17 protein-coding genes and 1 pseudogene are annotated in these 22,596 nt (G+C 61.5%); 12 read left to right on the forward strand and 6 right to left on the reverse strand.

What is annotated here, in order from left to right:
• Positions 1 to 249: 249 nt before the first annotated feature.
• Together putA and AC3WJW_RS04720 are read left to right on the forward strand one after the other, a co-directional pair.
• Complete coding sequence (gene putA, locus AC3WJW_RS04715; protein WP_493725281.1) at positions 250 to 4,200, forward strand: trifunctional transcriptional regulator/proline dehydrogenase/L-glutamate gamma-semialdehyde dehydrogenase; 3,951 nt, start codon at positions 250 to 252, stop codon at positions 4,198 to 4,200.
• 258 nt (positions 4,201 to 4,458) lie between these two features.
• Positions 4,459 to 6,261 carry an acyl-CoA dehydrogenase gene (locus AC3WJW_RS04720; protein ID WP_493725282.1) on the forward strand — a complete coding sequence of 601 codons (1,803 nt, stop codon included), beginning with the start codon at positions 4,459 to 4,461 and terminating at the stop codon, positions 6,259 to 6,261.
• 110 nt (positions 6,262 to 6,371) lie between these two features.
• On the opposite strand, the gene AC3WJW_RS04725 is transcribed toward AC3WJW_RS04720, so the two are convergent.
• From AC3WJW_RS04725 to AC3WJW_RS04740, 4 genes and pseudogenes are all read right to left on the reverse strand, one after another.
• On the reverse strand, positions 6,372 to 7,217 hold the full coding sequence (locus AC3WJW_RS04725) for a methyl-accepting chemotaxis protein (RefSeq protein ID WP_493725516.1): 846 nt from the start codon (positions 7,215 to 7,217) through the stop codon (positions 6,372 to 6,374).
• 18 nt (positions 7,218 to 7,235) lie between these two features.
• Positions 7,236 to 8,309: pseudogene (locus AC3WJW_RS04730) on the reverse strand (HAMP domain-containing protein); the annotation flags it as partial.
• A gap of 100 nt (positions 8,310 to 8,409) precedes the next feature.
• Positions 8,410 to 8,712 carry a cell division protein ZapA gene (locus AC3WJW_RS04735; RefSeq protein WP_007981180.1) on the reverse strand — a complete coding sequence of 101 codons (303 nt, stop codon included), beginning with the start codon at positions 8,710 to 8,712 and terminating at the stop codon, positions 8,410 to 8,412.
• The gene (locus AC3WJW_RS04740; RefSeq protein WP_007971835.1) at positions 8,709 to 8,939 is read right to left on the reverse strand and encodes a hypothetical protein; all 231 of its coding nucleotides are present in this window, start codon (positions 8,937 to 8,939) and stop codon (positions 8,709 to 8,711) included. The genes AC3WJW_RS04735 and AC3WJW_RS04740 overlap by 4 nt, the downstream gene beginning before the upstream one ends.
• 366 nt (positions 8,940 to 9,305) lie before the next feature.
• Here AC3WJW_RS04740 and AC3WJW_RS04745 point away from each other — a divergent pair, with 366 nt between their 5' ends.
• Genes AC3WJW_RS04745 through selO form a run of 3 tightly spaced genes read left to right on the forward strand, consistent with a single transcriptional unit; the run spans position 9,306 to position 15,963 of the window.
• Complete coding sequence (locus AC3WJW_RS04745) at positions 9,306 to 11,048, forward strand: potassium/proton antiporter (RefSeq protein ID WP_102698610.1); 1,743 nt, start codon at positions 9,306 to 9,308, stop codon at positions 11,046 to 11,048.
• Positions 11,049 to 11,082: 34 nt separating this feature from the next.
• On the forward strand, positions 11,083 to 14,451 hold the full coding sequence (gene mscK, locus AC3WJW_RS04750; RefSeq protein ID WP_493725283.1) for a mechanosensitive channel MscK: 3,369 nt from the start codon (positions 11,083 to 11,085) through the stop codon (positions 14,449 to 14,451).
• A 48-nt stretch (positions 14,452 to 14,499) separates the two neighbouring features.
• Entirely contained in the window at positions 14,500 to 15,963 is a 1,464-nt protein-coding gene (gene selO / locus AC3WJW_RS04755; protein ID WP_493725284.1) for a protein adenylyltransferase SelO, read from the forward strand.
• A 6-nt stretch (positions 15,964 to 15,969) separates the two neighbouring features.
• On the opposite strand, the gene AC3WJW_RS04760 is transcribed toward selO, so the two are convergent.
• Positions 15,970 to 16,371, reverse strand: a complete 402-nt coding sequence (locus AC3WJW_RS04760) for a helix-turn-helix domain-containing protein (protein ID WP_493725285.1) — start codon at positions 16,369 to 16,371, stop codon at positions 15,970 to 15,972.
• A gap of 287 nt (positions 16,372 to 16,658) precedes the next feature.
• Between AC3WJW_RS04760 and trxC the strand changes: the two genes are divergently transcribed.
• Positions 16,659 to 17,093, forward strand: a complete 435-nt coding sequence (trxC, locus tag AC3WJW_RS04765; RefSeq protein WP_492585401.1) for a thioredoxin TrxC — start codon at positions 16,659 to 16,661, stop codon at positions 17,091 to 17,093.
• Positions 17,094 to 17,219: 126 nt separating this feature from the next.
• Here the strand turns inward: trxC and AC3WJW_RS04770 are convergent, their stop codons facing one another.
• Positions 17,220 to 17,990, reverse strand: coding sequence for a ParA family protein (locus AC3WJW_RS04770; RefSeq protein WP_007972195.1), 771 nt, complete (start codon positions 17,988 to 17,990; stop codon positions 17,220 to 17,222).
• 355 nt (positions 17,991 to 18,345) lie between these two features.
• On the opposite strand from AC3WJW_RS04770, the gene AC3WJW_RS04775 reads away from it, so the two are divergent.
• The 6 genes from AC3WJW_RS04775 to AC3WJW_RS04800 are packed head-to-tail and all read left to right on the forward strand — an operon-like array spanning position 18,346 to position 22,579.
• A complete protein-coding gene (locus tag AC3WJW_RS04775; protein ID WP_493725286.1) occupies positions 18,346 to 19,071 on the forward strand; it encodes a beta-ketoacyl synthase chain length factor in 726 nt (241 codons plus the stop codon).
• A complete protein-coding gene (locus AC3WJW_RS04780) occupies positions 19,047 to 19,856 on the forward strand; it encodes a lysophospholipid acyltransferase family protein (protein ID WP_493725287.1) in 810 nt (269 codons plus the stop codon). The genes AC3WJW_RS04775 and AC3WJW_RS04780 overlap by 25 nt, the downstream gene beginning before the upstream one ends.
• Positions 19,837 to 20,097: a phosphopantetheine-binding protein gene (locus AC3WJW_RS04785; RefSeq protein ID WP_095943238.1), complete on the forward strand. Its 261-nt coding sequence runs from the start codon at positions 19,837 to 19,839 to the stop codon at positions 20,095 to 20,097. Before AC3WJW_RS04780 ends, AC3WJW_RS04785 begins: the two co-directional genes overlap by 20 nt.
• Positions 20,098 to 20,106: 9 nt before the next feature.
• A complete protein-coding gene (locus tag AC3WJW_RS04790) occupies positions 20,107 to 20,361 on the forward strand; it encodes an acyl carrier protein (protein ID WP_007972204.1) in 255 nt (84 codons plus the stop codon).
• Complete coding sequence (locus AC3WJW_RS04795; protein ID WP_493725288.1) at positions 20,358 to 20,903, forward strand: COG4648 family protein; 546 nt, start codon at positions 20,358 to 20,360, stop codon at positions 20,901 to 20,903. Before AC3WJW_RS04790 ends, AC3WJW_RS04795 begins: the two co-directional genes overlap by 4 nt.
• Complete coding sequence (locus tag AC3WJW_RS04800; protein WP_493725289.1) at positions 20,900 to 22,579, forward strand: ApeI family dehydratase; 1,680 nt, start codon at positions 20,900 to 20,902, stop codon at positions 22,577 to 22,579. The genes AC3WJW_RS04795 and AC3WJW_RS04800 overlap by 4 nt, the downstream gene beginning before the upstream one ends.
• Positions 22,580 to 22,596: the final 17 nt, after the last annotated feature.

Genomic DNA, 22,596 nt, shown 5'->3' on the forward strand with positions numbered 1-22,596 from the left:
ATAAGTTGCACCCAGTCGGAAATAAATATCAAACACCGGTTTTTGCTCCTTTTCGGAGCAAGAAACAGAGCCAACCGCGTTAAAAAGCACCAAGCAGAGACGGCACATCCGTACCAGAATTTATTTCCTGACGAGCTGCGTAATATTCCGACAAAAAAAGGGTTGCACCCGGTTGCACCTCAACAGTCGCACGGCTAATCTTGCCGCCAGCTGATGCCACGCAGTCGTGGCAAACATGAGGATAAAAACATGGCTACCACCACCCTTGGGGTCAAACTTGACGACCCGACCCGCGAACGCCTCAAGGCCGCCGCGACCTCGATTGATCGCACGCCGCACTGGTTGATCAAGCAGGCAATCTTCAATTACCTGGAAAAACTCGAGGGTGGTGCAACCCTGACCGAGCTGAGCGGTTTGACCAAGGACTCCGACGACAGCGTCGACGCGCCTCTGGATCACGCCCACCAGTGCTTCCTCGAATTCGCCGAAAGCATCCTGCCGCAGTCGGTACTGCGCGCCTCGATCACCGCCGCCTACCGCCGCCCTGAGCCGGAAGTCGTGCCGATGCTGATCGAACAGGCTCGCCTGCCGGCACCGATGGCCGAAGCCACCAACAAGCTTGCCGCCTCGATTGCTGAAAAACTGCGCAATCAGAAGAGCGCTGGCGGCCGTGCCGGCATCGTTCAGGGCCTGCTGCAGGAATTCTCCCTGTCGTCCCAGGAAGGCGTGGCACTGATGTGCCTGGCCGAAGCGCTGCTGCGCATCCCGGACAAAGGCACCCGTGACGCCCTGATCCGCGACAAGATCAGCACCGGCAACTGGCAGCCGCACCTGGGCAACAGCCCGTCGCTGTTCGTCAACGCAGCCACCTGGGGCTTGCTGCTGACCGGCAAACTGGTGTCGACCCACAACGAAGCCGGCCTGACTTCGTCCCTGAGCCGCATCATCGGCAAGAGCGGCGAGCCGATGATCCGCAAGGGCGTCGACATGGCCATGCGCCTGATGGGCGAGCAGTTCGTGACCGGCGAAACCATCGCCGAAGCCCTGGCCAACGCCAGCAAGTTCGAAGCCAAGGGCTTCCGCTATTCCTACGACATGCTGGGTGAAGCGGCACTCACCGAGCACGACGCCCAGAAATACCTGGCCTCGTACGAACAAGCCATCCACTCGATCGGCAAAGCCTCCCACGGCCGCGGGATTTATGAAGGCCCGGGCATTTCCATCAAGCTGTCGGCCCTGCACCCGCGTTACAGCCGCGCCCAGTACGAGCGCGTGATGGATGAGCTGTACCCGCGCCTGCTGTCGCTGACCCTGCTGGCCAAGCAATACGACATCGGCCTGAACATCGACGCCGAAGAAGCCGACCGCCTCGAGCTGTCGCTGGATCTGCTCGAGCGCCTGTGCTTCGAGCCGCAACTGACCGGCTGGAACGGCATCGGTTTCGTGATCCAGGCTTATCAGAAGCGTTGCCCGTACGTGATCGACTACGTGATCGACCTGGCTCGCCGCAGCCGTCATCGCCTGATGATCCGCCTGGTGAAAGGCGCGTACTGGGACAGCGAAATCAAGCGCGCCCAGGTCGAAGGCCTGGAAGGCTATCCGGTCTATACCCGCAAGGTGTACACCGACGTGTCCTACATCGCTTGCGCGCGCAAGCTGCTGTCGGTGCCGGAAGTCATTTACCCGCAGTTCGCCACGCACAACGCCCACACCCTGTCGGCCATTTATCACATCGCCGGTCAGAACTATTACCCGGGCCAGTACGAGTTCCAGTGCCTGCACGGCATGGGTGAACCGCTGTACGAACAGGTTGTAGGCAAAGTCTCCGAAGGCAAGCTGAACCGTCCGTGCCGCGTGTACGCGCCGGTCGGCACCCACGAAACCCTGCTGGCCTACCTGGTGCGTCGCCTGCTGGAAAACGGCGCGAACACCTCGTTCGTCAACCGTATTGCCGACCAGTCGATTTCGATCCAGGAACTGGTAGCCGATCCGGTAGCCAGCATCGAGCAGATGGCAACCGTGGAAGGTGGTTTCGGCCTGCCGCACCCGCGCATTCCGCTGCCGCGTGACCTGTATGGCGCCGAACGCGCCAACTCCAGCGGCATCGACATGGCCAACGAACATCGTTTGGCGTCGCTGTCCTGTGCACTTCTCGCTACCGCGCACAACCACTGGAAAGCCGCACCGATACTCGGCTGCGCCTCCAGCAACGAAGCCCCGGCTCCCGTGCTGAACCCGTCCGATCTGCGTGACGTGGTCGGCCATGTACAGGAAGCGACCGTCGAAGACGTCGACAATGCGATCCAGTGCGCCCTCAACGCTGCACCGATCTGGCAGGCCACCCCGCCCGCCGAACGCGCCGCGATCCTGGAGCGTGCCGCCGACCTGATGGAAGCCGAGATCCAGCCGCTGATGGGCCTGCTGGCCCGCGAAGCCGGCAAGACCTTCGCCAACGCCATCGCTGAAGTCCGCGAGGCTGTGGACTTCCTGCGTTACTACGCGGTGCAGGCACGCAACGACTTCACCAACGACGCCCACCGTCCGCTGGGTCCAGTGGTGTGCATCAGCCCGTGGAACTTCCCGCTGGCGATCTTCAGTGGCCAGGTGGCTGCTGCATTGGCCGCTGGTAACCCGGTACTGGCCAAGCCTGCGGAACAGACTCCGCTGGTCGCCGCTCAAGCCGTGCGCCTGCTGCTCGAAGCCGGCATTCCCGAGGGCGTGCTGCAACTGCTGCCGGGGCGCGGCGAAACCGTCGGTGCCGGCCTGGTCGGCGACGATCGCGTCAAAGGCGTGATGTTCACCGGTTCCACCGAAGTCGCGCGCTTGCTGCAACGCAACATCGCCGGTCGCCTGGACAGCCAGGGCCGTCCGATCCCGCTGATCGCCGAAACCGGTGGCCAGAACGCGATGATCGTCGACTCTTCGGCACTGACCGAACAAGTGGTGATCGACGTGGTTTCGTCGGCGTTCGACAGCGCCGGCCAGCGTTGCTCGGCCCTGCGCGTCCTGTGCCTGCAGGAAGACTCCGCTGATCGCGTCATCGAAATGCTCAAGGGTGCGATGGCCGAAAGCCGTCTCGGCAACCCTGAGCGTTTGTCCGTGGACATCGGCCCGGTCATCGACGCCGAAGCCAAGGCGGGCATCGAGAAGCACATCCAGGCCATGCGCGACAAAGGTCGCAGCGTGTACCAGGTGGCCATCGCCGACGCCGAAGAAGTCAAACGCGGCACCTTCGTGATGCCGACCCTGATCGAACTGGAAAGCTTCGACGAACTGCAGCGGGAGATCTTCGGCCCGGTGCTGCACGTGGTTCGCTACAAGCGCAAGGACATCGATCAACTGATCGGCCAGATCAACGCTTCCGGCTACGGCCTGACCCTGGGCGTGCACACCCGCATCGACGAGACCATCGCCAAGGTGATCGACAACGTCAATGCCGGTAACGTCTACGTCAACCGCAACATCGTCGGTGCCGTGGTCGGCGTGCAGCCATTCGGCGGCGAAGGCCTGTCGGGTACCGGCCCGAAAGCCGGTGGCCCGCTGTACCTGTACCGCCTGCTGTCGACCCGTCCTGCGGATGCGATCGAACAATCCTTCGCTCGTGGCGATGCCGCCGCAGCACCGGACGTTCGTCTGCGCGACGCCATGAGCAAGCCGCTGACCGCCCTGAAAGCCTGGGCCGACAGCCACAAGTTCGCCGACCTGAGCACCCTGTGCGTGCAGTTCGCCGCGCAATCGCAAAGCGGCATCACCCGCGTTCTGGCCGGCCCGACCGGCGAGCGCAACAGCTACGCGATCCTGCCACGGGAACACGTGCTGTGCCTGGCGGAAGTCGAAGGCGACCTGCTGACTCAACTGGCGGCGGTACTGGCTGTCGGCGGTTCGGCGGTGTGGCCGGAAGGTGAACTGACCAAGGCGCTGTTCGCACGTCTGCCGAAGGAGATTCAGGCGCGCATCAAGCTGGTTTCCGACTGGAACAAGGACGAAGTGGTGATTGACGCGGTTGTGCATCACGGCCATTCCGACCAGTTGCGTGCGGTTTGCCAGCAGGTTGCCAAGCGTGCCGGTGCGATTGTCGGGGTTCAGGGCCTGTCGCAGGGCGAGACCAACATTGCACTGGAGCGCTTGGTGATCGAGCGTGCGTTGAGCGTCAACACGGCGGCGGCGGGTGGTAATGCGAGCTTGATGACGATCGGCTAAACCCGACAATCCGGGCACCTGCAACAGGTGCCCGGTTCAGCAACAATCCCTGTGGGAGCGAGCTTGCTCGCGATAGCGGTCTGTCAGTCACCTTTAATATTGACTGATCTACCGCCATCGCGAGCAAGCTCGCTCCCACAGTGGTTTGTGGCGTTTGCTAAGTTTCTGCGCGGCTCCAACATCACCCTTATCAATCATCCTGTTCAGTCTCTATTCCCAACCTTAGACTCGGCCCATCCCAATAAAAGGTAGGCCGCCATGTCCGAGACGTTGCTCAGTTCCCGCAATCTGGCTTTCGAGCTGTATGAAGTCCTCGATGCCGAGGGCCTGACCCAGCGTGAACGTTTCGCCGAGCACAATCGCGAAACCTTCGATGCAGCCATTGGCACCGCCCGCAGCATCGCCGAGAAATTCTTCGCCCCGCACAACCGCAAAGGCGACGAGAACGAGCCGCGCTACGAGAACGGTCAGGCAATCCTGATTCCGGAAGTGAAACCGGCGGTGGATGCTTTCCTCGAAGCCGGCTTCCTCAACGCCGCGCGCAGTTTCGACGCCGGCGGCATGCAACTTCCTACGCTGCTGTCCCAGGCCTGCTTTTCGCACTTCCAGTCGGCCAACGCCGCCTCGACCTCTTATCCGTTCCTGACCATGGGCGCGGCCAACCTGATCGAAAGCTTCGGTACCGAGGAGCAGAAGCGCCGCTTCCTGCAACCGATGATCGATGGCCGCTTCTTCGGCACCATGGCCCTGACCGAACCCCACGCCGGTTCGTCGCTGTCGGATATTCGTACCCGCGCCGAGCCGGCGCCCGACGGCACTTATCGCCTCAAGGGCAACAAGATCTTCATTTCCGGCGGCGATCATCCGCTGTCGGAAAACATCGTGCACATGGTGCTGGCCAAGCTGCCGGACGCACCCGCCGGGGTGAAGGGCATCTCGCTGTTCATCGTGCCCAAGTTTCTGGTCAACGACGACGGCAGCCTCGGCCAGCGCAACGACGTGTTGCTGGCCGGCCTGTTCCACAAGATGGGCTGGCGCGGCACCACCTCCACCGCGCTGAATTTCGGCGATAACGGCGAATGTGTCGGCTATCTGGTGGGCAAGCCACACCAGGGCTTGAGCTACATGTTCCAGATGATGAACGAGGCGCGGATCGGCGTCGGCATGGGCGCGGTGATGCTCGGCTACGCCGGCTACCTGTATTCGCTGGAATACGCCCGTGAGCGTCCGCAAGGCCGCGTGCCGGACAGCAAGGACCCGAACACTGCGCCGGTAGCGATCATTCAGCACGCCGACGTCAAACGCATGTTGCTGACGCAGAAAGCCTACGTTGAAGGCTCGTTCGACCTCGGCCTGTACGCGGCGCGACTGTTCGACGACACCACCACCCTTGAAACCGAAGCCGAGCGCAAGCAGGCCCATGAACTGCTGGACCTGCTGACGCCGATCGTCAAATCCTGGCCATCGGAGTTCTGCCTGAAGGCCAACGAACTGGCGATCCAGATCCTCGGCGGCCATGGCTACACCCGTGAATACCCGGTGGAGCAGTACTATCGCGACAACCGCCTGAACCCGATCCACGAAGGCACCCACGGCATTCAATCGCTGGACCTGTTGGGCCGTAAACTGGCGCAGAACGGTGGCGCGGGGCTGAAGCAACTGATCCGCCTGATCGCCGACACCGCCGAACGTGCCCAGGGGTTCGAGTCGCTGACGCCGCTGCGCGAGCCGCTGAAGAAACTGGTGGCGCGCCTGCAAACGGTGACCATTGGTTTGCTGACGGATTTGGGGCAAGGCAAGGTCAATAGCAGCCTGGCGAACTCGGCGCTGTACCTGAAGGTGTTCGGGCACACCGTCATTGGCTGGCGCTGGCTGGAACAGGCGGTTCGTGCCGAGGAAGGCCTGGCCAAGGGCAATGCGGCGGATGTGAGCTTCTATAAGGGCAAGTTGCAGGCGGCCCGCTACTTCCTGACGTGGGAAGTGCCGGGTTGCCACCATGAACTGGCGATTCTTGAGGCACGGGACGATGTGTGCCTGGGCATGCAGGATGAGTGGTTCTGATCCCGCATCTGTGGCGTAGCTGAAATTCGCGAGCAGGCTCGCTCCCACATTGGAATGCATTTCCCTGTGGGAGCGAGCCTGCTCGCGAAGAGGCCGGCACAAACGAAACATCAGCTCAGCTTGAACCCACCCATCTGCCGCGCCAGATCATCCGCCAACCGCTGCAACGTCTGACAATCCTCACGACAAGCCCTGACCTCTCCCACGGTCGCCCGCGCCAGATCGGAAATGCCCTGCACGTTGCGATTGATTTCCTCGGTGACTGCCGACTGCTCTTCCGTCGCCGTCGCCACCTGATGGTTCATATCGCTGATGCGCTCCACCTGCCCGGTGATCGCCGTCAACGAGGTGCCGGTACGCTGGCTCGACTCGACACCCGTGCCCGTCGCAGCTTGCCCGGAATGCATCGACGACACCGCGTTCTCCGCGCCTTGCTTGAGGCTGCCGATCATCTGCTGGATTTCATCGGTGGACGATTGCGTACGCCGCGCCAGAGTGCGCACTTCATCGGCCACCACGGCGAATCCACGCCCCATGTCGCCAGCGCGCGCCGCTTCGATAGCGGCGTTGAGCGCCAGCAGGTTGGTCTGTTCGGAAATCCCGCGAATCACCGCCAGCACCTGATCGATGGACGCCACTTGATGAGCTAGCTCGGCCACCGCCGTGGCCGCGACGCCGATTTCCCGGGACATGCTTTCAATATGGCGGATAGAGCCACCCACCACCTCCCGCGCCTGCATCGCTTCGTCACGGGCAGTTTGTGACGCGAACGCCGCGTTGCCGGCGTTCTGCGCGATGTCCTGAACGGTCAGGCCCATTTCGTGAACAGCGGTGGCGACCATGTCGGTCATTTCCTGCTGACGACCAGAGCGTTCGGCGGTGTTGTCCACCACCCGCGCCACCTGGCCGACAGCGGTGCGCAGGCGTTCGCTGGTGGTCAGTACTTCCCCGATCATGTCGCGCTGGCTATCCAGGAATCGATTGAAGCCACGAGCCAGATCACCCAACTCATCAGCGCGACTGGAATCTAACCGGTGGGTCAAATCTCCACCACCGCTACCGATGGCCACCAGCGCCGCTGTTACCTGGCGAATCGGCCGCACCAGCCCACGGGCCAGCAACACCACCAGCAACAGGCACACCAGCGCCACCGCCAGGCCGATGCCGCTGCTCATCCACATCGCGCGGCGGGCTTCGGCGTAGATCTGCGATTGCGGCACTTCCGCCACCAGGGTCCAGCCGAGATCGCGCAGCGGCAAGCTCAATGCGAGGAAGTCTTCGCCGTCGCGCTGGAAGCCGCTACTGGTGGCGGCTTTTTGACTCATCACCGCTTGCGCCGCCGCAGTGCCGATCTGCTCGGTCAAGGTGCGTTTGCCGCTGAATTGCGCCTCGGGATGGACCTGGATCAAACCATCGGAACGCACGAGATAGACCTTGCCGCGCTCTCCGAAGCTGAAGTTGTGAATCAGCTCCGACAGCTCTTTCATGCTCAGGCCAAGCCCGGCAACGCCCACGACTTTGCCGGCCTGCTCGACTTTGAAGTCGATGAACAGCGCCAATTCTCCGGTGGCCGTATCGTTATCGATGTTGAGGGTGCGCGGCTGGTTGCTGTCGAGAAACGAGTAGAACCATGCGTCTTTCGGATTGGATCGGCTGAGGGTCCGGTCCAGGCCTTTTTCGGTGAAGTAGTGGTTGGACGCGGTGCCGACAATAATCGCGGTAAAGGCCTTGTGCTCGGCGCGGATGCCTTCGAGATAGGTCGTGAATGTGCCAGCCTGGGCACTGTCCTCACCCCCTGCCAACCAGTCGCGCACCATGCTATTGCTGGCGATGTCCTTGGCGGCGGTGAGGGGCTGGACGAGGATCCGCTCGATGTCGTTGCGCATCGCCTCGATGCTCGACGGCAAGGCTTGCTCGACCAGATAGCTCTGGGCGAGACGGTTGACCACGAGGGTATAAATGCCAACCACGATCAGGATACTGACCAGAAGGGCGGTGCCCATGCTCAGGATCAACTGCCATTGAATACTGCGTCGCCAGAACTGCATGGAGCACCCCCAAAGAATAAGAGGCTGAAACACTGCAACAGCCGTGCCGATTGTATACAGACCAACCGACAATCTATTCTTTGGTTGTGCGCAAAGCCGATCAGGCCTGATTGATCGTCTTGGAGATAACTTCAACCGTGGCGCTGACTTGCTCTTGGTAACGGTCGAGTTCGAGCTTGTGCTGTTTCTGCATTTCAATCTGCTGGGAGCACAGATTCATCGCCGCCAGCACCAGCAGTCGGTCACCGATCAGCGTCGGGTACTTCCTCTTGGTTTCGGCCAGGGCTGCCTTCAACATCATCGCGGCGTCCAGCAGGGTCTGTTCTTCCCCGGCCGGCGCCTTGATCGAATAGTCCTCCCCCAGGATCGAGACGACTTTTACCCCTGCGGCGTTGTAACTCATGCGCTGACAGGGCCTGCGCTGACGCGCTCAACCAGGGCCTGGATGCGAGCCGCCGTGGCGCCTTGTTTCTCTTCCTGCTCCATCAGGCTCAGTTGCAGGCTTTCGTTTTCATCCTTGGCCTGGGCCAGTTCTGCAGTCAGGGTCTGGTTGGTGCCGAGCAACGTCTGGTTCTGTTGCACCAGGTCGCTGACCAGTTGTTCCAATTGGCTTAGGGATGCTTCCAACATTTTGATATTCCGGGCTTTTTCAAAGGGCGCGTACGATAAAGAAAAGTCACTGTGGATGCCAGGGTTATACAGGCGCAAAGCCTTGATTTTGCTGACGGGCGACCTTCCTCGCGAGTTTTAAAGACTGCGGCAGGCCAAACTGGTTCCTGCACTTCGTCGCCGAGGCCTTTGCTCTGATGCCGAAAAGATCGCAGCCTGCGGCAGCTCCTACATGTAACGCGAGTCTGTGCAGGAGCTGCCGCAGGCTGCGATCTTTTGATCTGCAAAACCTTTTTGACAGCATCACATTTCAACAGGTTAGAATCGCTGGCACGCAGACTGCATGGTCAGTTTGTGCCCGCCTTTCAGCTTTCTGGAGTACTGCCTTTGAATGCGACGACCATCAACAGCCTGTTCTTGATCGGCGCGTTGCTGGTAGGTGCGAGCATTCTGGTGAGTTCCCTTTCATCGCGCCTCGGCATCCCGATTCTGGTGATCATCCTGGCCGTCGGCATGGCGGCCGGCGTCGATGGCGGCGGCATTATCTTCGACAACTACCCCACGGCTTACCTGGTCGGCAACCTCGCACTGGCGGTGATCCTGCTCGACGGCGGCTTGCGTACCCGGGTCTCGAGTTTCCGCGTGGCGTTATGGCCGGCGCTCTCATTGGCCACGGTCGGGGTGCTGATTACCACCGGGCTGACCGGCATGGCGGCCGCCTGGCTGTTCGACCTGAACCTGATCCAGGGCCTGCTGATCGGCGCCATCGTCGGCTCCACCGACGCCGCGGCGGTGTTCTCGCTGTTGGGTGGCAAAGGCCTGAACGAACGGGTAACCGCCAGCCTGGAAATCGAATCCGGCAGTAACGACCCGATGGCGGTGTTCCTCACCGTCACCCTGATCGACATGCTCGCCAGCGGCCAGACCGGCCTGCACTGGAGCCTGCTGACCCATCTGCTGCGCGAGTTCGGCATCGGTGGCGTCATTGGCCTGGGCGGTGGCTGGCTCATGCTGCAACTGGTCAACCGCATCAACCTGGCCACCGGCCTGTATCCGATACTGGTCATCGCCGGCGGCCTCGTAGTGTTTGCCCTGACCAACGCCCTGCACGGCAGCGGCTTCCTTGCCGTGTACCTGTGCGGCCTGGTGATCGGCAACCGTCCGGTGCGCAGCCGCCACGGCATTTTGCATATGCTCGACGGCATGGCCTGGCTGGCGCAGATCGGCATGTTCCTGGTGCTGGGGCTGTTGGTGACACCTCACGACCTGCTGCCTATTGCCTTGCCGGCACTGGCCCTGGCGCTGTGGATGATTCTGTTTGCCCGGCCACTGTCGGTGGTGGTCGGCCTGCTGCCGTTCAAAGCATTCCATGGTCGTGAGAAAGCGTTCATTTCCTGGGTCGGCTTGCGCGGCGCGGTCCCGATCATTCTCGCGGTGTTCCCGCTGATGGCCGGCCTGCCCAACGCCCAGCTGTACTTCAACCTCGCCTTCTTTATCGTGCTGGTGTCGCTGCTGGTTCAGGGCACGAGCCTGCCGTGGGTCGCCAAGCTGCTGAAGGTGACGGTACCTCCGGAGCCTGCACCCATCTCGCGCTCGGCCCTGGAAGTGCACGTCACCAGCGAGTGGGAGCTGTTCGTTTATCGCCTCGGCGCGGAAAAATGGTGCATCGGTTCGCCCCTGCGTGAGCTGAAAATGCCCGAAGGCACCCGTATCGCGGCCCTGTTTCGTGGTCAACAATTGCTCCATCCGTCGGGTAGTACGGTGCTGGAAGTCGATGATTTGCTGTGTGTTATCGGCCATGAACACAACCTGCCGGCCCTCGGAAAACTCTTCAGCCAGGCACCACAACGAGGCCTCGATCTGCGCTTCTTCGGCGACTTCGTACTCGAAGGAGACGCCCAGCTGGCCGCGGTTGCGGCCCTGTATGGGCTGAAGGTCGAGGGCATCGATCCGGACATGTCCCTGGGTCGCTTCATTGCCCAGAAAGTCGGCGGCGCGCCGGTGGTGGGTGACCAGGTGGAATGGAACAACACCATCTGGACCGTGGCGGTCATGGACGGGAACAAGATCGGCAAAGTGGGCGTCAGATTCCCCGAAGGAAGTCGCCCGGGTCCCGGACTCTTCCTCTAAACTGCTTCCACTCTCACTTGCTTGACCGGTCTTTATGCCTAACCTGCGCTCCTTTTTCGCCATTGCCCTTCTGGGCTTGAGTCTCTCTGTCGGCCCCCTTGGTTTTTCACAAGCTGTACAAGCGGCCGAACCGCCCTCCAGCGAAGCCGTGCAAGCGAGCCTGGACAAGATTGCCGACCGCAAACTGCCGGAAGCCGATCAGAAGGCCTTGCAATCCGTCCTGCAAGGCACACTGACCCAGCTCAACAACAAGCGCGATTACGAGCAGAAGCTGATCGAGCTCAAGCAAACCTTGAGTTCTGCACCCAAGCAGACGATCGAGAACCAGCGCGAACTGACCCGCCTCAAGGCCAGCCCTGTGGTGCCGGTGGCGCAGCGCTTCGCCAAAGAGTCGATCCAGCAGCTGGAGCAAATGCTCACTGAGCGCTCCACCCAGCAAAGCGACCTGCAAAAAGCCCTGGGCGATGCCAACAGCCTGACCATCACTGCCCAGACCCGCCCCGAGCGCGCCCAGGCGGAGATATCCGCCAGTCAGACGCGCATTCAGCAGATCAACAATATCCTCAAGAACGGCAAGGACGCCGGCAAGACCCTGAGCGCCGAGCAGCGCGACCAGCTCAATGCCGAACTGGCAGCGCTGAACGCCCTGATCCCGCTGCGCCGCCAGGAACTGGCCGGCAATACCCAATTGCAAGACCTCGGCAACAGCCAGCATGACCTGTTGTCGGAGCGATCCGACCGCCTGGACAAGGAAATCCAGGAACTGCAAACCCTGATCAACCAGAAGCGTCTGGCGTTGTCCCAGGAAACGGTCACCCAGCAATCCATCGAAGCGCAGAAAGCCGGCGGCAGCAGCCTGCTGGCCACCGAAAGCGCGGCCAACCTGAAGCTCTCGGACTACCTGCTCAAAAGCACCGACCGCCTCAACGAAGTCACCCAGCAGAACCTGCAGACCAAGCAACAACTGGACAGCCTGACCCAGAGCGATTCGGCGCTGGACGAGCAAATCAACGTACTCAAAGGCAGCCTGCTGCTCTCGAAGATTCTCTACAAACAGAAACAGGCATTGCCGCGCCTGCGGCTCGACCGCAACCTGGCCGACCAGATCGCTGACATTCGCCTGTATCAGTTCGAAGTCAGCCAGCAACGGGAACTGCTGAGCAATCCGACCACCTACGTTGAAAACCTGCTGTCGACCCAGCCCCCCGAGCAAGTCACGCCGCAGTTGCGCAAAAGCCTGATGGAACTGGCCACCACCCGCGCCGACCTGCTCGAGCGGCTCAATCGCGAACTGAGCGCAGTGCTCAATGAATCCATCACCCTGCAACTGAACCAGAAACAGCTGCTCAGCACCGCACAAAGCCTGCGGGCGACGCTCGATGAGCAGATGTTCTGGATTCCCAGCAACAAGCCGCTGGACCTGGAGTGGATTCACAGCGTGCCGGATCGCCTCCAGCGTCAACTCGACTCACTCCCGGTACTTTCAAGCCTGAGCGAGCTGACCGACGGTTTGACCCAACGCCCGCTGCTGTTCCTGCCATTGGCACTGCTGATCGGTGCGCTGCTGTGGCGGCGCAAAAGTCTGTACGCACGACTGAACAAGGTTCACCAGGACATCGGTCACTTCAAGCGCGATAGCCAGTGGCACACCCCGCAGGCGATTCTGATCAACGTCCTGCTGGCGATGCCGGTTTCCCTGGGCCTCGCCTTGTGCGGGCTGGCCCTGCAAATCGACGCCCGCGGGCAGAACGCCAATATGGGCGCGGCGCTGCTGCAAATGGCCGGGGCCTGGCTGGTGTTCTACACCGCCTACCGGATCCTCGCGCCGGGTGGCGTGGCAGAACTGCATTTCCGCTGGGAAAAGCCCCAGGTGGAGTTCCTGCGCAGATGGATCCGCCGCCTCGGCATCGTGGTCATGGCCCTGGTGACCGTAGTGGCCGTTGCCGAACTGCAACCGGCGGCACTGGCCGATGACGTGCTCGGCATGCCGGTGGTGCTGATCTGCTACGCCTTGATGACCTTGCTGCTCAGCCGCTTGCTCATCAGCAGCCCGACCCACGAGAACGCCTCGCTGTTCCGCAAACTGGTGGGAATCCTGTTCACCGCCCTGCCCGTCGCGCTGTTCGTGGCGGTGTGCTTCGGCTACTACTACACCGCGCTGAAGCTCAGCGACCGCTTGATCAATACCCTGTACCTGCTGATGTTCTGGCTGGTGATCGAAGCCACCTTCGTGCGCGGCCTCAGCGTGGCAGCCCGGCGGCTGGCCTACCAGCGCGCCCTGGCCAAGCGCCTGGCCGCCAAAGAGGCCGGCGACGGCGAAACGGTGATCGAAGAGCCGACCATGGACATCGAGAAGGTCAACGAACAATCCCTGCGCCTGATCCGCCTGGCGCTGCTCGGCGGCTTCATGGCGGCGCTGTATTGGGTCTGGGCCGACCTGATCACCGTGTTCTCGTACCTGGACAACATCACCCTCTACGAATACACCAGCGGTACCGGCGCCAACATGAGCATGGTGCCAATCAGCATCGGCGACATGCTCGGTGCGTTGATCATCATCGGCATCACCTTTGCCCTGGCGCGTAACTTGCCCGGCCTGCTGGAAGTCTTCGTGCTGTCCAAGCTCAACCTGGCCCAGGGCAGCGCCTACGCGACCACCACGTTGCTCTCGTACGTGATCGCCGGCGTCGGTTTCGTCTCGACGCTGTCGACCCTGGGCGTGAGCTGGGACAAGTTGCAATGGCTGGTGGCGGCGCTGTCGGTCGGCCTCGGTTTCGGCATGCAGGAAATCTTCGCCAACTTCATTTCCGGCATCATGATCCTGTTCGAACGTCCGGTGCGGATCGGTGACACCATCACCATCGGCAACCTGTCGGGCACGGTGAGCAAGATCCGCATCCGTGCCACAACCATCACCGACTTCGACCGCAAGGACATCATCGTCCCGAACAAGACGTTCATCACCGGGCAACTGATCAACTGGTCGCTGACCGACACCATCACCCGGGTGACCCTCAAGCTCGGCGTCGACTACGGCTCGGACCTGGACCTGGTGAAAGAGTTGCTGCTCAAGGCTGCACGGGATAACCCGCGCGTCCTGAAAGACCCGGAGCCGCATGTGTACTTCCTGAATTTCGGCGAAAGCACCCTCGACCACGAGTTGCGCATGCACGTGCGCGACCTCGGTGACCGCAACCCGGTGCTCGACGAGGTCAACCGCTTCATCAACCGCGAGTTCAAGAAGCAGCACATCAACATCTCGTTCCGGCAGATGGAGGTCTACCTCAAGAACCTGCACGGCCAGGAATACAAGATGGTGCCGATCGAGCCGGAAGCGAAAACCATCGTGCCGATCGTCGACGGCAAGCCGGCGCAAGAACCGCCCGCCGCCAAACTCGACTAACCGGCCTTTCCCCAGCAGAATGCTCGGACATTCTGCTGGAGCCGGCCCTTGAAAGCCCTCGACGAACTCACCTTCGATAATCGCTTCGACCGCCTGGGCGAAGCGTTTTCCGCCCATGTGCTGCCCGAGCCCATCGATAATCCGCGCCTGGTCGTGGCCAGCCCCGCCGCCATGGCCCTGCTGGACCTCGACCCGGCCGAGGCCGAAACCCCGGAGTTCGCCGAACTGTTCAGCGGCCACAAGCTCTGGGCCGACGCGATCCCCAGGGCGATGGTCTATTCCGGGCACCAGTTCGGTTCCTACAACCCGCAACTGGGCGACGGTCGCGGCCTGTTGCTCGGCGAGGTGTACAACGAGGCCGGCGAACACTGGGACCTGCACCTCAAGGGCGCCGGCCAGACACCGTTTTCACGCATGGGCGATGGCCGGGCGGTACTGCGCTCGTCGATCCGCGAGTTTCTCGCGTCCGAAGCCTTGAACGCCCTGAATATCCCGACCACCCGCGCCCTGTGCGTGATCGGCTCCGACACCCCGGTGTGGCGTGAAAAGCAGGAGCGCGCGGCCATGGTCCTGCGCCTGGCGCCAAGCCATGTGCGCTTCGGCCACTTCGAATACTTCTACTACACCAAACGCCCCGAGCAGCAGAAAGTGCTGGGTGATCACGTGCTGGCCATGCACTTCCCGCAGTGTCTGGAACAACCGGAACCGTACCTGGCGATGTTCCGCGAAGTGGTCGAGCGCAACGCCGAACTGATCGCCAAATGGCAGGCCTATGGCTTCTGCCACGGAGTGATGAACACCGACAACATGTCGATCCTGGGGATTACATTCGACTTCGGCCCGTTCGCCTTCCTCGACGACTTCGACGCCAACTTCATCTGCAACCACTCCGACGACCAGGGCCGTTACTCCTTCAGCAACCAGGTGCCGGTTGGCCAGTGGAACCTCAGCGCCTTGGCGCAGGCCCTGACGCCATTCATCAGCGTCGAAGCCCTGCGCGAAACCCTCGGCCTCTACCTGCCGCTGTTCCAGGCTCATTACCTGGACCTGATGCGCCGTCGTCTCGGCCTGACCACGGCGGAGGATGACGACCAGAAACTGCTGGAGAACCTGCTGCAACTGATGCAGAACAGCGGCGTCGACTACAGCCTGTTTTTCCGTCGTCTGGGGGATGAGGCACCGGAGCTGGCCATCACCCGCTTGCGCGACGACTTCGTCGACCTCAAGGGCTTTGATGCCTGGGGCGAACTCTACGTCGCCCGGGTCGCCCGTGAAGGCGCGCTTGATCAAGCGCAGCGCCGCCAGCGGATGCACGCGGTCAACCCGCTGTACATCCTGCGCAATTATCTGGCGCAAAAGGCCATCGATGCGGCAGAGAGCGGCGACTATTCAGAAGTTCGACGACTGCACGCGGTGCTGAGCAATCCGTTCGAGGAACAACCGGGGATGGAAAGCTACGCAGAGAGGCCGCCGGAATGGGGCAAGCATCTGGAGATCAGTTGTTCGTCGTGAGGCGGGTCAGATAAAAACGTCTACTGGCACATTGAATCGCTTGGCCAACCAGCGGATCTGCCGCAGGTTGAGCTGGCGCTTGCCGCTCAGGATCTCGGAAACGACCGACTGAGGGCCGACGCCAGGCAAGTCGCTCTGGCTCAAGCCGTGTTCGCGCATCAAGTAGCCAAGAACCTCGACTCCGCTGGGCTTCGGCATTGGGTGATGCTTGTGATCCCATTCTTCAATCCAGTCACCAATGATGTCTACCAGACTCATCAACGGGTGAGACTCATCGTCGCCGGTCATCTCGAGCAACTCGTCCAGCGCCTGCGCCAACAGGTCATAGTCGTCTTCGCTTTTCGGTTTTCGAAGCAACGGCGAGACGAACTCCCAATGCTCGGCAGCTCTTTCGATCAGGACACTCATGCTCTTTCCTCCTTCCATTTACCGCGATCATATTCGCGGTGGTCCAGCACGTGCTTGATGTCGAATTATCGATGCTGTTATCGCACTCGCATGCAACATCCTTATCGCATTTTGCTATGGAAAGTTAATCTCAGATCGAAAATATCGCAAGTTGCGATAATGCTCTACAGACAAGCGGTCTGGCTCGGCAAGACTCAAGCCTGGATTCACCGCACGCCGCTGCACGATTGAAAACATGAGCAAACGTCTCCAACTAGGTGTTATCAGCTCCCCATTGGACCTTGCTCATGACCGACCCACTCCTCATCCCCTGCCCCCACTGCAACGGCCTCAACCGCATCCCCGCCGAGCGCCTCAATGACCACCCGAAATGCGGACGCTGCAAGGCCGACGTTCTGCTGAACAAGCCGTTTGAATTGAAACAAGGCGACTACGCCAGCCAGATCAAGGGCGATCTGCCGCTGCTGGTGGACGTGTGGGCGGACTGGTGCGGGCCGTGCAAGTCGTTTGCACCGGTGTTCGAGCAGGCGGCCGGGCAACTGGAGGGCAAGTGCCGGTTGGCCAAGCTGGACAGCGAGGCGAACCAGCAGTTGTCGGCGCAGTTGGGGATTCGCTCGATCCCGAGCCTGATCCTGTTCAAGAACGGCCGGGAGGTCGCCCGGCAGAGCGGGGCTTTCCCGTTGCCGCAATTGATGAGCTGGTTGCGTAGCCAGGGCATCTGAAGCAACACAGACCCTGTGGGAGCGAGCTTGCTCGCGATGACGATGTGTCAGTCGAAGATAATGTTGACTGTCAGTCCGCTATCGCGAGCAAGCTCGCTCCCACAGTGTTTTGTTTCGCCTGGAAGATCATGCGTTTTCCAGCAGGCTGTGCAATTCGACAAACTGCTGGGTCAGCTTGTGCCGCGGGTCGAGATGGATCAGCGGCGTGTTGGCCTGGTGGGATTCGCGCATGCGTACCGAGCTGGCCAGGTACACCGGCAACACCGGCAGGCCTTCGGCGATCAGTTCGTCGAGGATTTGCTGGGGCAGGCTGGCGCGGGCCTGGAACTGGTTGACGACGATGCCTTCGACTTCCAGGCCTTCGTTATGGTCGTCCTTCAACTCTTCGATTTCCGCCATCAGGCCGTAGAGTGCCTGGCGTGAAAAACTGTCGCAATCGAAGGGAATCAACACACGATCGGCGGCAATCAATGCAGAAACCGCATAAAAATTCAGCGCTGGCGGCGTATCGAGGTAAATCCGGTCGTAGTCTTCGCTCAGTTCCTCAAGCAACTTACGCAGCTTGTTGATCTTGTGCTTGGCTTCAAGCTTTGGCTGCAAGTCCGCCAGTTCGGCGGTGGCGGTAATGACGTGGAGGTTATCGAAGGGGGTTTCGTAGATGTCGACCTGATTCTTTTTGGAGAACGGCCCGGAAGACAGCGTCTGCTTGAAGAAATCGGCGATACCCATCGGGATGTCGCTACCCGTGAGCCCCGTCAGGTACTGAGTGGAGTTGGCCTGGGCATCGAGGTCCACCAACAAGGTGCGAAAACCCTCGCTGGCACTGACCGCCGCCAGATTGCAGGCAATGCTGGACTTGCCAACGCCACCCTTCTGATTGAACACCACGCGCCGCATGTCAAAACCCCCGTGTATCAAAGAATGACCGAGTGTAGTGGTGCACGGCGTTGCTTCGCTACCTTGTCGGCACAGGGACTACACAGTCAGTTGCCTTCTCATGCATGAAAAGCCGTGAACGGCACGATGGTTTGACGCAGGAACCGACAGACGGAGCAGTGATTGTGTGAATAATTACCAATCGCTCAGTTTTTGCGAGCCAGCCGCTGAGTCTTGCTGAGCAAAATGTAACCAGCATTTGCTACAGGTTCCCGGCACCGGGATAATGCGCGCCACTCGGCGGCAAACGCCGCGCAGGGCGAGTCTCGGCTCTCGGCCACTCCCCGCGTCAAGTAAGCCCGTGAGGGCGGGATGAATGTCTGTGATCAACTTCAACATCGCCCAATGGCGCGCCTGGGCCCCGGGGCTTGAGAGCGTGAGCGACTGGCAGGCCTGGAGCCGACAACCGGTCGTGCTGCCGGACAGCGATGCCGTTCCCGACGTTTCCTTTCTGCCGGCCATGCAGCGCCGCCGGCTCAGCCGCCTGGCACGGATGGCATTCAGTGTCGGCTGGCCATTGGCCGAAGGCCGGCAGGATCTGCCATTGGTCTTTGTTTCCCGTCACGGCGAAACGCCGCGCACCGTCGACATTCTCAGTGATCTGGCCGCCGACCAGCCGCTGTCGCCGACCCGGTTCAGCCTGTCTGTACATAACGCGATTATTGGTTTGTGGTCGATCATGCGCGGTGAAACCAGCGAAATGACGGCCCTGGCCGCCGCAGGTGATGGCCTGGAGCACGGCATGCTCGAAGCTGCCGCGCTGCTGGCCGAAGGCGCTGGCGCGGTACTGCTGGTGGTCACCGAAGAGCGGCCGCCCGAGGCTTACTCGACCTGGATCGACGACGTGCCGTTCCCTTATGCCGTCGGCCTGCTGATCACACCAGGCACCGACTGGCAGTTGTCCCTGAACAGCCCCTCGGATGCGTTGTCCAAACCCCGCTGGCCCCACGCGCTGAATCTGTTGCGTACGCTGCTCGGCCAGCAAACCACCTGCCAACATGCCTGGAAAAATCGTGTATGGACCTGGCAACGCAACCCGTGACCGAGAAAAACCGCGACGCCTATTACTGGCGCTTGCTGGCCACCGCCGCGAGCTTTGCCCTGTTCGGGCTGGGCGGGCTGTGCCTGCGCCTGGTGATTTTCCCTGCGCTGAACTGCCTGCCCGGCGACGCCCGGACCCATCGGCTGCGAGCCCGGCAAACGGTCAGCCGCTGCTTCTGGATTTTTGTGCGCTTCATGGCCCGTACCGGGGTGCTGACCTATGACATTGAAGGCGCAGAAAAACTCGGTCGTCCCGGGCAAATGATCCTTGCCAATCACCCCTCGCTGATCGACGTGGTGTTTCTGATCGGCCTGGTGCGTCACGCCAACTGCGTGGTCAAGCAAAGCCTCTGGGAAAACCCGTTCACCCGTGGACCGCTGCGCTGCACCGAATACATCAGCAACGACGGCAGCATGGACATGCTCGACGCGGCGGCCGACGCGCTGAAAGACGGCCAGACACTGATCATTTTCCCCGAAGGTACGCGCACCCAACCCGGCCAGGCACCGGCCTTTCATCGGGGCGGTGCGGCAATCGCCCTGCGGGGTGCGAAAATCCTCACCCCGGTCATTATCAAGGTCAGCCCGACCACATTGACCAAGGCCGAGCCCTGGTATCGCATCCCCAAGCGGCGCGTGCACTTCAGTTTCCGGGTCGGGGCCGATATAGACCCGCAGACCTTCGCCACACAGGGGCCGGCTCCGCAGGCCTCGCGCAAGCTCAACGATTATCTACATTCTTACTTTATTAAGGAGCTCGCCGAAGATGAGCGATCTGCACCGTGATATCAAAATGCTTATCATCGACGCCCTTGGCCTGGAAGACATCAGCGCCGAAGACATCGGCAACGAGCAGACGCTGTTCGGCGAAGGCCTGGGCCTGGACTCGGTGGACGCCCTGGAACTGGGCCTGGCCATCCAGAAAAAATACGGCATCAAAATCGATGCCGACGCCAAAGACACTCGTAATCACTTCAGTAACGTGGCGAGCCTTGCGGCGTTCGTCACCGCAAAACAGGCAGCTTGAGACCGGACCATGCAAACTCGTGACGACATTTTCAACACCCTGCGCGATGCCCTGGTCGAGCTCTTCGAACTGGACCCCGGGCGTGTGAGCCTGGAATCCAACCTGTATCAGGACCTGGAAATCGACAGCATCGACGCCGTCGACCTGATCGATCACATCAAACGCCAGACGGGCAAGAAAATCGCCGCCGAAGAATTCAAATCGGTGCGTACCGTCAGTGACGTGGTCGAGGCGGTCTACCGTCTGGTTCAACCGGCCGCATGAGTCGACTGATTGGCCTCGGCCTGCTGCTGGCAGGCCTTCTGTATCCCTTTGCGGTGTATTTCGGCATGGAGCACTTCGCCCCCTGGCAGTTCGGCCTGCTGCTGGGCGGACTGTGGCTGGCCCGGGCGCTGACCGGCAAGCGTCGGCCCGGCAGCCTGTGGATGGCGACGGTGGCCATTGGGTTCTGCCTGTTGCTGGCACTGTTCGACAGCCCGGCGCTGTTGCGCTGGTATCCGGTGTTGATCAGCGTCTTCATGCTGGTGCTGTTCGGCTCGAGCCTGACATTCGGCCCACCGATCGTCGAACGCCTGGCCCGGGTGCGCGAGCCGCAATTGCCGGCCGAGGGCATTCGCTATACCCGTCAGGTGACCGTCGCCTGGAGCGTCTTTTTCCTATGCAACGGTGTGTGTGCCGCCGCCCTGACCCTCTGGGCGCCGCTGAGCTGGTGGACGCTGTACACCGGCCTGATCTCCTACGGATTGATAGGCCTGATGTTTGCCATTGAATGGCTGATACGACTAAGGGTACGAGGCCACCCATGAATTGGATAAAACTTGAGCACCTGCTGCTCAAGGCTCAGCCGGACCGCGCCATCACGACCGGTCCGGCACTGGATCACGCCCGACTGTGCGAACTGGCGCTGAGCCTGGCCGCCGGCCTGCAAGCCCGGGGTGTCCGGCAGATGGCCGTGCACCTTGAGGATGCCACCGACCTGGCGATTGCCCTGCTCGGCGCCTGGCGTGCCGGGGTCAGTGTGCTGCTGCCGTCCGACCTGCAACCGCAGACCCGCCAACGCTGGTCAGGCGAAGTTGATCTGTGGCTGACCGATCAATCCGGCGACACGCACCTTGGCGATTTCCAACAACCACCGCTCAGTGCCGCTGCGCTGGATCTGGATAACTGTCGGTTGAGCCTGTGCACATCCGGTTCCAGTGGCGAACCCAAGCGCATCGAAAAAAACCTGCGACAACTGGCCAATGAAGTCGAAGCCCTGGAACAGCTATGGGGGCCTGGCCTGGGCCCGGCGTGCATCATTGGCAGCGTCGCCACCCAGCACATCTACGGTCTGTTGTTTCGGGTACTGTGGCCGCTGTGCGCCGGACGTCCGTTCGTACGCAAGCAACTGGCGTTCCCGGAAGACCTGCAGCGTGCCAGCCGCGAGCACCCGGCCTTCGCCTGGGTGGCCAGCCCGGCACTGCTCAAGCGCATGGGCGACAACCTCGACTGGCCGGCCTTGAGCTGCGTACGCCGGGTGTTTTCCTCCGGCGGCGCATTGCCGGTCGAGGCCGCACAGAGCCTGCATGAGCGTCTCGGGCAATGGCCAACGGAAATTTTCGGCAGCTCGGAAACCGGCGGTATCGCCTGGCGTCAGGGCGCTGAACTCTGGCAACCCTTTGCTGATGTCACACTGACTCAAGACAGTGTGGGCGCGCTGCTTATCGCTTCGCCCTATTTGCCTGACGGTCATGTCGAACAGACCGCCGACTCAGCACGCATCGCCGTCGATGGTCGCTTCGAATTGCTCGGGCGACTGGACCGGATCGTCAAACTGGAAGAGAAACGCATCTCGCTGCCGATGCTGGAACAGGCACTGATGGCCCATGACTGGGTCTGCGAAGCGCGACTCGGCGTGGTTCACGAAAACCGCGCTTCCCTGGGGGCGTTGGTGGTCCCGAGCGAAGCCGGTTTGCATGCTCTGCGTAATCTGGGTCGACGCAGCCTCACCGAGCACTTGCGCCAACACCTGAGCCAACACTGCGAAACCCTGGCCCTGCCGAGACGATGGCGCCTGCTGCGACAACTGCCGCTGAACGCTCAGGGCAAACTGCCCCAGGCCGACGTCGACGCCCTGCTGTTGGCGCCGCGTCCCAAAACCCCAGAGGTGCTGGAGCAAGTCGAAAGCAATGGCGAGTGGAGCCTGCAACTGGCCGTGCCACCGGACCTGGCCTATTTCAGCGGTCATTTCCCCAAGGCACCGGTATTGCCTGGCGTGGTGCAGGTGGACTGGGCGCTGAGCCTGGGCCGGCAATTGATGAACCTGCCGGAGAAATTCGCCGGCATGGAAGTTTTGAAGTTCCAGCAACTGGTGCGCCCGGGCGATGAAATCCAGCTGCACCTGCGCTTCGACCCGGCGCGCGGCAAACTCTATTTCGCCTACCGCAACGAAACCGCCACCTGCTCCAGCGGGCGGATCTTGCTGGAGGTGGCGCATGCATAAGCTGTGGCAAACAGGCT

This window comes from Pseudomonas sp. GW821-FHT07G06, assembly GCF_058986625.1.